The following is an 11168-nucleotide window of genomic DNA, read 5'->3' on the forward strand; positions in this document are numbered from 1 at the left end:
ATTTCGCTGCGCTTTAGTCGAAATGACGGCGATTTTTTTAAAAGTGTTATTAATAGCTTGCCAAAGGATATGTTTTAAATGTCTTACAAGGCGTTTCGACGACCTGTTCCGATTCATCGGAAGGCTCAACGTGACAAATTCGATTGAATTATAATTGATGATGTAGCCTCTTTTTAGTTATTGCTTAAAAACTCTGGTACAGCGCAGCGCAAAAACGGTGAAATACAAGAATGATTAATGGAAATGATAAAAAACTGAATTTGACGATTCATCTGTTTAAACCGCAATGTTATTCGACATTTTATACTCAGAAGGCGTAATCCCTGTTTGTTTTTTAAAATACTTTCCAAAAAAAGAGGAGTTGCTAAAGCGCAGTTCCATGGCTACCTCCGAAATATTCATCACATGGCTGGTTAGCAACAATTTTGCTTCCCTGATCACCATTTCATCAATGATTTTACCTGCTGTTCTATCTGTTACCTGTTTCACCACCTGCGATAAATGCCTGGGTGTAATGCGTAAACAGTTGGCATAATAAGTTACGCGTTTTTCTTTCTTAAAGTTTTCTGATACCAATGACAAAAACCTATTGGTAAGTTCTGTCTTGCTATCATGCACAAAAGGCAATGAATCTTTCTGTTTGTTTTTTAATAGAAACAGGTCATACAGTAGTTCCAGAAAGCTGTTGTGGACGATGTTTTTAATCTGTGGAGTATCTTTAGATACGTTCAGTTTTTTATGCAGGGCAAGCATATCATAATAAATGAATGTATGTTCCTCTTTTGACAATGAAAATTTATGAGTAGGGTCGTTCTGGAACATTCTATAAGCTTCTCCACTATTAAAGAATACGCCCTTGGTTTTTAAATAACTTTTGTTAAAGTGGATGCTGATAAAAGAAACATCGCTGTTATCCTTAATCTCATAAATGGCATGTGGAAAAATGAGGAGAATATCCCTTTGGTTTAATACATGTTCTACAAAATTTATCTTCAGGTTCATCTTTCCTTTTGTGATCAGAATTAAAGCATAACTCGATATACGGAAAGGCTCTGAACTGCAATAATGGGGATCAGTGCTATGGTGGATTTTCGCCATCAGGCCATCGTTTAAAGAAAGCGCTTCCTCATGTTTTTTTTCTGAAAAAGTTTTATGGAGTAACTCTTGTTGCATAAAATCGGTCAGTGTTTTTTAATAATTTCTTAACAGATTCAATCATCTTTTACACTACAATTTCATCCATCCTTTTTTGGATAGTTTTTGCCCTTTATCTGTCGGATTTTGTACCCGCAAATGTAATGTTCAAGATCATTTTTGCAAGCATAATTTTTTAAAATGACTAATTTCTGATTGATTTTAATCTTTTTGATTAAGAATTTTAAATATTTTAATATACTTAAATACAGTTATTTATGTGTTTTTTAATGCTTTTTTTGCTGTTTTTAACCTTTTTACTATTTTATAATAAAAGTCAGAATGTCAATTAGTCAATTCATCTGAATGTCACATTTTGTTTATCCCACATTTTGACCAATATATCCCACATTTGAACCTTTTTTAGGCTTCAATTCCGCGTTAAAATTGTGTGATCAAATCGTTTGGTTAATGTGTCCTTAATCTACGTCGTCGAATTTTAATTTATACGAGTAGCAATTGGGGTGCAGGCCAAGCTATCAGAAAAGGGTTTTAAAAACTGAAATATAAGTGTTCAGCATGCGTAAAAAATTACAAGATAGAATTGCCTCTTTTAAGGATGCGGCGGTGATAAAAGAAAAAGGATTATACCCTTATTTCAGGTCGATATCATCTGCTCAGGATACTGAGGTGGTGATCAACGGGGAAAAGGTACTCATGTTTGGTTCAAATTCCTATTTAGGTTTAACCAATCATCCTAAAATAAAAGAAGCTGCAAAAGCGGCCATCGAAAAATATGGAACGGGCTGCGCAGGATCGCGGTTTTTGAATGGTTCGCTCGATATCCACCTCGAATTGGAAAACCGCCTGGCAGAATATGTAGGCAAAGAAGCTGCCGTGCTTTTTAGTACTGGTTTTCAGGTGAATTTAGGAGTAATATCCTGTTTGTTAGATCGTAACGATTATCTTTTGCTGGATGAATACGATCATGCCTCTATTATAGATGGTAGCCGTTTGGCCTTTTCGCGTACCATTAAATATGCGCATAATGACATGCAGGATCTTCGCCGGAAATTAAGCCGTTTACCTGAAGATGCCGCAAAACTGATTGTGTCTGACGGGATTTTCAGTATGGAAGGCGATTTGGTTAACCTTCCTGAAATGGTGGAAATTGCCAACGAATTTGGTGCCAATATTATGATGGATGATGCACACAGCCTTGGTGTAATCGGTTTTAATGGATCAGGAACGGCATCTCATTTCAATCTAACAGAGGATGTTGACCTTATTATGGGCACTTTCAGCAAATCGCTGGCCTCATTGGGAGGTTTTATTGCGGGTAATACCGAAACCATCGAATATATTAAACACCGTGCACGCTCACTCATGTTCAGCGCAAGTATGCCGCCATCTGCTGTGGCCAGTGTGATCGCTGCACTGGATATAATCGAATCAGAGCCTGAAAGGATTGATCAACTTTGGGCCAATACAGAATATGCAAAGAAACTTTTACTCGATGCTGGTTTTGATATCGGGCACAGCAATAGCCCTATTATTCCCATTTATATCCGCGACAATACCAAAACCTTTATGATTACGAATATCCTTCAACAAAATGGTGTATTTGTAAATCCGGTAGTTTCTCCAGCAGTGCCGTCAGATTCATCTTTGATCAGGTTCTCTTTAATGGCCACGCATACTTTCGATCAGATTGAATCGGCCATAGCCAAACTAAGTGCAGCTTTTAAGGCTGTTAATGTAGAATTAGTGGGAAGCCAATCATGAGAGAACTGGTAAAGGTTTCTGATAAAAAAGCGTTAGCCGCATTTGTAGATTTTCCGCACGAATTGTATGCAGGAGATGTAAATTATGTGCCTGAGCTTTTTATCGCCCAACGCGATCTGCTTACACCAGGTAAACATCCTTTTTACGAGCATTCTGAAATTCAGCTTTTTTTGCTTTATGATGAAGGTAAAATAGTAGGACGGATTGCCGCAATCAACAATAACAATCATAATAAAGTCTACGAATCAAAAGACGGTTTTTTTGGATTTTTCGATTGTATCAATGATGCAACAGTAGTTAAAGCGCTTTTTGAAGCAGCACAGGATTGGCTAAAACAAAAGGGATTGACCAAGGTTTTAGGCCCGGTAAACTTCTCTACCAATGAAGTATGCGGCTTGCTCATTGAAGGTTTTGATGGGCCGCCTGTAGCCATGATGCCTTATAATCCCAAATATTATCTGCCGCTTTTGGAACAAATCGGGTTTCAGAAAAATGTCGATTTACGGGCCTATCGCTACACCGCCGGCAATTATAGCGAAAGGTCGGTTAAACTACTGGATAGGATAGAGGAACGCTTAATGCGGAACGATATCATTCTCCGAAAAATCAACATGAAGAAATTCAAGGAAGAATGTAATGCGGTGAGGGAAGTATATAATAAAGCATGGGATAAAAACCTTGGTTTTGTACCAATGACGGATAAGGAATTTGACTATACGGCAAACGACCTGAAACTGATCCTCGACCCCGAATTTTGTATCCTGGCTGAGCAGCACGGCAAGATTGTAGGCTTTGCATTGGCTATACCCGATATCAATCAGATTCTGATTAAAATTAAACGGGGAAGGTTGTTTCCAACAGGTTTGATCAAACTTTTGGCCAATAAAAAGAAAATTGATGGCATCCGTATTTTATTGCTCGGCGTGGTTGATGGTTACCGTAAAATGGGGATTGAAGCCTGTCTTTATGGTCGCATCATTAAACGTTTCAAAGCTAAAAACATGAAATATGCGGAGGCTAGCTGGACTTTGGATCATAACGATCTGATTAATAAGCCTATTGAAGATATTGGTGGCAAGTTGTACCGTAAATACAGGATTTTAGAGAAAGCGATATGAAAAAGCGGTTGTTGATTACTGGGGCAACGGGGTTTGTAGGCTATCACCTGATTAAATCTGCTTTAGCCAATGGATTGGAGGTATATGCAAATGTACGTCATTCAGCCGCTGCAGCACATCTTAAAGATTTTCCGATCAACTATGTTAGCCTTGATCTTTCATCCATATACCTGTTAAAAGAAAATATAGAAGAAAAAAGATACGATTACATTGTGCATGCAGCTGCAGTAACAAAGGCAAAGAATTTGGACGATTACAATAAGATCAATGCCATATATACCAGGAATTTAGCGATAGCCGCATCGAAATCAACATATCGCCTAAAGAAATTTGTATTTATCAGCAGTTTGGCTGCGCTGGGGCCTTTGAATAAAAAAAATGAAAAACTCACCGATAATGGGGCTTCAAATCCGGTAACCAATTATGGGATCAGCAAAGCACTTGCCGAAACATATCTGGCCCAGATTCAGAATCTGCCATTGATTACTTTCAGGCCTACAGCCGTTTACGGACCGCGCGAGAAAGACATTTTCATATTAATTAAAACGATTAAAGCAGGGCTGGAGCTATACATAGGCAAACAGGAACAGCAATTAAGTTTTGTGTACGCCACCGATTTGGCCGATATCATTATAAATGCACTCGCATCTGATGTGGTTGGTAAAAGTTACAATGTATCTGATGGAGCAGTTTATAACCGATCGGCGTTGGCTGCTTATGTGCGCAAGGCTTTAAACAAAAACACATTGATTGTAAATGTGCCCTTGCAAATGATTAAAGGCCTTGCCTGGGGGATGGAACGGTTGTATGGCACTTTCAATAAGATTCCGGCTTTAAATGTGGATAAAATAAAAGAACTCACTGCCCTTAACTGGGGCTGCGACATTAAAAATATTCAGAAAGATTTTGGTTTTATGCCCCAGTTCGGATTGGAAGAGGGATTAAATGAAACCATTGATTGGTACCGTAAACATAATTGGTTATAAGATTTTAAATAAAAATAGAATGAAACAACAAGTTAAAGCAGCCGAAGGCAAGCTAGGAATATTAATGCCAGGATTAGGCGCTGTAGCAACAACGATGATTGCCGGAGTTGCTGCAATTAAAAAAGGAATCTCAAAACCGATCGGTTCGTTAACACAGATGGGCACCATCCGTTTGGGCAAAAGAACTGAGAATAAACAACCGAAAATTAAAGATTTTGTACCCTTGGCTGGCCTTGAAGATTTAGTTTTTGGTGGCTGGGATGTGTACGAAGATAACGTTTACGAAGCAGCATTGAATGCCCGCGTATTGGATGCCAACCTTTTGCGAGATGTACGCGAAGAATTACAGGCCATTAAGCCCATGCGTGCAGCTTTCGACAGGAATTATGTAAAAAACCTGGATGGTAAATATGTAAAAGATATCGATAACCGTTACGAACTGGCTTTGGCTGTAATGGAAGATATTAAAAATTTCAAAGCAGAAAACAACTGCGACCGTATTGTACTGGTTTGGTGTGGTTCTACCGAAATTTATTTTGAAGCATCAGAAGTGCACGAATCGCTTGCTGCATTTGAACAAGGTCTAAGAGATAATGATTCGCGCATTGCACCAAGTATGATCTATGCTTATGCGGCATTAAAATTAGGAATTCCGTTTGCTAACGGTGCACCAAACTTAACGGTTGATATTCCTGCTTTAATTGAATTGGCTAAAGAAACCGATACCCCAATTGCAGGTAAAGATTTTAAAACCGGTCAAACATTAATGAAAACCATTTTGGCACCTGGTTTAGCGGCACGTTCGTTAGGTGTAAACGGTTGGTTCTCTGATAATATTCTAGGCAACCGTGATGGTCTGGTATTAGACGATCCGGATAACTTTAAAACCAAAGAGGTATCTAAACTGGGTGTGTTGGAAGATATTTTCAAGCCAGAGGTTAATCCTGATTTGTATGGCGAAATGTACCACAAAATCCGGATCAATTATTATCCCCCTCACGGTGACAATAAAGAAAGCTGGGATAACATTGATATTTTCGGTTGGTTAGGCTACAAAATGCAGATCAAAATCAATTTCCTTTGCCGCGATTCGATTTTGGCCGCGCCGATTGTATTAGACCTTGCATTGTTTATCGATCTGGCTAAACGTGCAAATCTTTCGGGTATACAGGAATGGTTATCATTTTACCTGAAATCGCCACAAACCATCCCGGGTGTACCTGCAGAAAACGACATCTTTAAACAGTTAATGAAACTTCAAAATACCCTACGTTACATCATGGGCGAAGAATTGATCACCCATTTAGGTCAGGATTACGAAGAAGAACTGATAGAAACGGTATAGTGTTTATCCATAAATTTCTTTCAACGGCTCTGGGAATCGGGTATATCGGCAAAGGTGCAGGCACTTATGCTGCTATAGCAACCTGCATCTGCTGGCACCTTTTCCAGAGCCCTTATACCAACCCATATTTATGGCCAATACTTTTTACCATGTTCATCGTAATGATCGGGATCATGAGTGCCGACCGGGTAGAAGAGATTTGGGGTAAAGACCATAACAGGGTAGTGATTGATGAAGTGGCGGGAATGTGCATTACCCTGTTATTTGTGCCTTTAAAATGGCAATATACCCTTATTGGGCTTGTTCTTTTTAGGTTTTTTGATATTCTGAAACCATTTGGCATCCGCAAATTAGAAGAATTGCCAGGTGGTTGGGGTGTAATGGCTGATGATGTGCTGGCTGGAATTTATGCAAATATTATACTGCAACTGGTAATGGTTTTTGAATTTTTTTAAACATGCTTACCTACTTAAAAGCACAGGCGTCATCCTTAATAGCTTCTGCAACCGATTTTGGTGTCACCATTATTGCGGTAAACCTTTTCGGACTGTGGTACCTGGCAGCAAGCATAATCGGTACCATTTCGGGTGGTGTGGTTAATTTTTACGTGAACCGTAAATGGGTTTTTGAAAGCAAATCGAAGGATGTTAAAGGGCAAGTATTCAGGTATATGTTGGTATGGGCAGGCAATCTGATCCTTGTAACCGCAGGTGTATTTACGCTCACCCATTTTTTTAGTCTCAATTACGTACTCGCCAAAGTTTTGAGCTCCGTTTTAACGGGCATAAGCTACAATTATATCATGCAAAAGCAGTTTATTTTTTCCAATTAAATGAAACCGATTTATTCATTTTTATTATTCGTTACGCTCTGTTTTATTTTGCAGGTAAATGCATTTGCCCAAAGAACTGTTGTATCTGGTACCGTACGCGATGCGGTTACCAAAGAAACGCTGCCCAATGTTTCGGTTTTCTTTAAAGATACGCAGATTGGCACACAGACCGATACAAATGGGAAATATATCCTTGTTTCTCCAAACCCACAAAGCGAACTCAGCTTCAATTATGTAGGCTATCGTACCGCTTTTAAAAATACCGTTCCTGCCGCAACGCAAGAACTTGATGTTGCGCTGGTACCCGATTCAAGGGCCTTGGATGAAGTGGTTATTGTGGGCGGTAAAAAGGTAAGATACCGCAACAAAGATAATCCGGCAGTAGAATTGATCCGCCAGGTAATTGCCCACAAAGATGAAAACCGCATTAAGAGCTATAATACCGTTTCTTTCAGGCAATATGAAAAAATGCTCTTCTCCATGAGTAATGTATCGGATAAGTTTAAGAATAAAAGAATGTTCAAGAACTATCAGTTTCTGTTTCAGGAGCAGGATCCGACATTGATAGGTGGGAAAAATCTTCTTCCGATTTATATTCAGGAAAAACTGGCTGATAGCTACCTGAGCAAAAATCCAGAAAAGAACAAAACCATCATAATCGGAGAAAAACAGGTCCAATTCGACAGCCGCTACATCGATAATAAGGGAATGAAAACCTATTTCGATAGGATGTATCAGGATATTGATATTTATAAAAACAATATCTCCGTAATCAGTAACGAGTTTTTAAGCCCGATTGCTGATGGTGCACCTGCTTTTTATAAGTTTTTCATTACCGATACCATCAAAACGCAGAAACCTGAAATTATAGAGCTGTCTTTTACCCCCCGCAATACAAACGATATGTTGTTTGAAGGGAAAATTTATGTCACCAATGATAGCCATTATGCTGTTACCGGAGCCTCTTTCGGCGTAAACAAAAATATCAACCTCAATTTTGTACGTGCACTAAAAATCGATCTGAATTTTGAGCCGAATAATAAAGGCAAATACAGTTTGAGCAAAAGCAATTTACTGGCCGATTTTGGTCTTGGAAAAAACAAAGGAATTGGTTTTACAGGTGAACGTACCGTTACTTTTAAAGATTACCAGTTTGATACGGTGCTGCCCGATACTATTTTTCAGGGAAAAAGCACCGTTGTATTGGCTGATGCAGCGAAAAAAGACGATAAATTTTGGGAGAAAAACAGATTAGATACCATTTCCAGCAACCAGCTGAAGATTTATAGCAATATTGATACCCTGCAGAATCTGCCGTCTTTTAAGCGGACAATGAAAATCGTTACCCTTTTATTTGCAGGTTATCAGAATCTTGGTCCTTACGAAATTGGTCCTGTAAATACATTTTATAGCTTTAATAATGTAGAAGGTTTAAGGCTGCGGTTTGGCGGACGAACAACGCCCGAATTAAGCAAACGATACTATTTCGAAAATTATTTAGCCTATGGTATAAAAGATGAGAAATGGAAGTTTTTCCTTTCCGGAACTTATTCATTAAATAATAAATCGATCTACGAGTTTCCCCAAAACTACATTAGGGCCAGTTTTCAGCGCGATACCAAAATACCCGGACAAGAACTGCAGTTTGTGCAGGAAGATAATTTTCTGCTCTCGTTTAAACGCGGGGTAAATGATATGTTGTTGTATAACGATTTTTACCGTTTAGATTATGTGAAAGAGTTCGAAAACCATTTTTCTTATAACCTGGGTTTTAAAAAATGGAGTCAGACACCAGCCGGCGGATTAAATTACCTAAATGAAAATAACCAGCTGGTAAACCGCTTAACCACCAGCGAGGTTTCTGTACAGTTCAGGTACGCCCCGAATGAAAAATTTTACCAGGGCAAAATTTACCGTGTACCTATAGCCGATCGTTATCCGGTATTTAATCTGCGTTATACCGCAGGTTTAAAAGGTGTGCTTGGAGGCGAATACAATTACCACAACCTATTGGGCAGTATCGATAAACGCTTTTATTTATCGCAGTTGGGTTATAGCGATGTTACTGTAGAGGGCAGTTATATTGCCGGGAAAGTACCTTTTCCTTTATTGGACATCCACCGTGCCAACCAAACTTATGCCTATCAACTCAATTCTTATAACCTGATGAACTTCCTGGAGTTTGTGAGCGATCATTATGTAAGCATCAATATCGACCATAATTTTAATGGCTTCTTTTTTAATAAAGTGCCATTGATCAAAAAATTAAAGTTGAGGGAAGTGGTGTCGTTTAAAGCTTTGTATGGAGGGTTAAGGAACGAAAATAATCCTAATTTCCAATCGGGATTATATCAGTTGCCAGTTTACGAAAACGGCGCACAAAGAACATATGCATTGGGCAATGAACCCTATATGGAAGGAAGTGTTGGGGTAGGCAACATCTTTAAATTATTGCGGGTAGATCTGGTGAAACGGTTCAACTACCTCAATCATCCGGAAGTTTCAGAATGGGGAATAAGGGCAAGGGTAAAATTTGATTTTTAAGAGATAAACTATGGAAAAAAATCTAAGGGACAGCCTGCAGCTAGGCATTTATAAAGTAATTAATCCTTTTGTAAAAGGATTGATCAAAATCGGTTTAACACCTAATGCCGTAACAACTATTGGTTTAATCCTGAATATTGGGGTGGCCGTTATTTTTGTGCTCGGTGCCGAAAAATCGAATCGTGGCGACATGTCTTACATCGGTTGGGGAGGAGCATTGGTGCTTTTTGCGGGTTTGTTTGATATGCTTGATGGTCAGGTAGCGCGATTGGGCAACATGAGTTCGAAGTTTGGCGCTTTATACGATTCTGTACTCGATCGCTATAGCGAAATGATTATGTTTTTAGGTATCTGTTATTACCTGGTGGCACATCATTACTTTTTGAGTTCGTTGTTTGCTTTTATTGCATTAATCGGTTCGATGATGGTGAGTTATACCCGTGCGAGGGCCGAGGGATTAGGTGTTGAGTGTAAAGGCGGTTTAATGCAGCGGCCAGAGCGGGTGGTAACCATTGGTGTATTCGCTATTGCATGTGGTATTGCAGGCCATTTTATTGGTGGCAATTACAAGTTATATGTGCCTGGAATTTCTTTCCATGTATTCGAAACCATGTCGATTTTTACCATGCCAATTACCTTAATGGCCGTATTGACTAATATCACAGCTGTTAAACGTTTACAGGAAGCCAAAAAAGGCCTGGAAGCGCAAGAATTTAGCGAGCGAAAAGGAAACAACAAAGCGGCCTTAATTGCGGGTTTGGTATTAATGGGAAGCTTAACCGGAACACTTTCTTTTACTGCGAATGCGCAGGGATCAGATCCTTCTCCAATTACATTTCCAACGCCAAAAGATATCAGCAATCAATTGTTTTATTTACAGCGTGATCCGAATACCAATACCATTATCTGCCAGTTAAATGTAGATAAACATGGTGAAGTGAATAAAGAACAACCCGTAAATGTGTTTTGGATACGTTACGGCGACAAGGGTGAAAAGAAAGAACTGAGTTATATTCAACGGAAGTTTGCCTATGGTATAATCAGCAAAAACTTAGGGAATGGCCAGTTCGAACTGCGCTTTACCTCACATAAAAAATTGCCGATGTACCTGAATAAATCTGGTACAGATAAAAAATATCATGTTTTCGCCACCATTAATAATAAAAAAATGCAGATGGAAAGGATATTCCTCCGGATTGAGGGCGGGACGTTTTGGTTCCCGAATGTGAAATATGTAGAAATAAAAGGTTTTGATGCTTCGGAACCTTCGAAAGTATTAGTTGAAAGGATTAAGGTGTAGGGGAGGGCGTTTTGCGGGTGGCGTTCCCACAAAGTTCGTCATTTCGAGCGGACCCGATAGCTATCGGGTGCAACGGAGCCGAGAACCACGAAGTGCTCAGCGAAGCTAAATCTAACTCGATAGG

The 11168-nt window shown here is 39.2% G+C and carries 9 protein-coding genes; 8 read left to right on the plus strand and 1 reads right to left on the minus strand.

Going from position 1 to position 11168, the window contains the following annotated elements; all coding sequences use genetic code 11:
* Window positions 1-276 precede the first annotated feature (276 nt).
* Entirely contained in the window at window positions 277-1173 is an 897-nt protein-coding gene (locus tag OQX63_RS22515; protein ID WP_265853046.1) for a helix-turn-helix domain-containing protein, read from the minus strand.
* Between the two features lie 540 nt (window positions 1174-1713).
* Here OQX63_RS22515 and spt point away from each other — a divergent pair.
* The 8 genes from spt to OQX63_RS22555 are packed head-to-tail and all read left to right on the plus strand — an operon-like array spanning window position 1714 to window position 11044.
* Window positions 1714-2919, plus strand: coding sequence for a serine palmitoyltransferase (gene spt, locus OQX63_RS22520; RefSeq protein ID WP_265853047.1), 1206 nt, complete (start codon window positions 1714-1716; stop codon window positions 2917-2919).
* Entirely contained in the window at window positions 2916-4037 is a 1122-nt protein-coding gene (locus OQX63_RS22525; RefSeq protein WP_265853048.1) for a hypothetical protein, read from the plus strand. The genes spt and OQX63_RS22525 overlap by 4 nt, the downstream gene beginning before the upstream one ends.
* Complete coding sequence (locus OQX63_RS22530) at window positions 4034-5023, plus strand: NAD-dependent epimerase/dehydratase family protein (RefSeq protein ID WP_265853049.1); 990 nt, start codon at window positions 4034-4036, stop codon at window positions 5021-5023. Before OQX63_RS22525 ends, OQX63_RS22530 begins: the two co-directional genes overlap by 4 nt.
* A 19-nt stretch (window positions 5024-5042) precedes the next feature.
* The gene (locus tag OQX63_RS22535; protein WP_265853050.1) at window positions 5043-6368 is read left to right on the plus strand and encodes an inositol-3-phosphate synthase; all 1326 of its coding nucleotides are present in this window, start codon (window positions 5043-5045) and stop codon (window positions 6366-6368) included.
* Window positions 6368-6823, plus strand: coding sequence for a phosphatidylglycerophosphatase A (locus tag OQX63_RS22540; RefSeq protein ID WP_265853051.1), 456 nt, complete (start codon window positions 6368-6370; stop codon window positions 6821-6823). The genes OQX63_RS22535 and OQX63_RS22540 overlap by 1 nt, the downstream gene beginning before the upstream one ends.
* A gap of 2 nt (window positions 6824-6825) precedes the next feature.
* A complete protein-coding gene (locus tag OQX63_RS22545; RefSeq protein ID WP_265853052.1) occupies window positions 6826-7200 on the plus strand; it encodes a GtrA family protein in 375 nt (124 codons plus the stop codon).
* Entirely contained in the window at window positions 7201-9744 is a 2544-nt protein-coding gene (locus OQX63_RS22550; RefSeq protein ID WP_265853053.1) for a DUF5686 and carboxypeptidase-like regulatory domain-containing protein, read from the plus strand. It begins immediately after the preceding gene.
* 10 nt (window positions 9745-9754) lie between these two features.
* Window positions 9755-11044, plus strand: coding sequence for a DUF4833 domain-containing protein (locus OQX63_RS22555; protein ID WP_265853054.1), 1290 nt, complete (start codon window positions 9755-9757; stop codon window positions 11042-11044).
* Window positions 11045-11168 lie beyond the last annotated feature (124 nt).

It is taken from the genome of Pedobacter sp. PF22-3, from assembly GCF_026239555.1.
In the GTDB taxonomy this organism is placed as follows: Bacteria; Bacteroidota; Bacteroidia; order Sphingobacteriales; family Sphingobacteriaceae; genus Pedobacter.

Excerpts from the sequence above, each read along its gene's own strand:
- OQX63_RS22515 (WP_265853046.1), bottom strand. The coding sequence starts at position 1,173 with ATGCAACAAGAGTTACTCCATAAAACTTTTTCAGAAAAAAAACATGAG.
- spt (WP_265853047.1), top strand. The coding sequence starts at position 1,714 with ATGCGTAAAAAATTACAAGATAGAATTGCCTCTTTTAAGGATGCGGCG.
- OQX63_RS22525 (WP_265853048.1), top strand. The coding sequence starts at position 2,916 with ATGAGAGAACTGGTAAAGGTTTCTGATAAAAAAGCGTTAGCCGCATTT.
- OQX63_RS22530 (WP_265853049.1), top strand. The coding sequence starts at position 4,034 with ATGAAAAAGCGGTTGTTGATTACTGGGGCAACGGGGTTTGTAGGCTAT.
- OQX63_RS22535 (WP_265853050.1), top strand. The coding sequence starts at position 5,043 with ATGAAACAACAAGTTAAAGCAGCCGAAGGCAAGCTAGGAATATTAATG.
- OQX63_RS22545 (WP_265853052.1), top strand. The coding sequence starts at position 6,826 with ATGCTTACCTACTTAAAAGCACAGGCGTCATCCTTAATAGCTTCTGCA.
- OQX63_RS22550 (WP_265853053.1), top strand. The coding sequence starts at position 7,201 with ATGAAACCGATTTATTCATTTTTATTATTCGTTACGCTCTGTTTTATT.
- OQX63_RS22555 (WP_265853054.1), top strand. The coding sequence starts at position 9,755 with ATGGAAAAAAATCTAAGGGACAGCCTGCAGCTAGGCATTTATAAAGTA.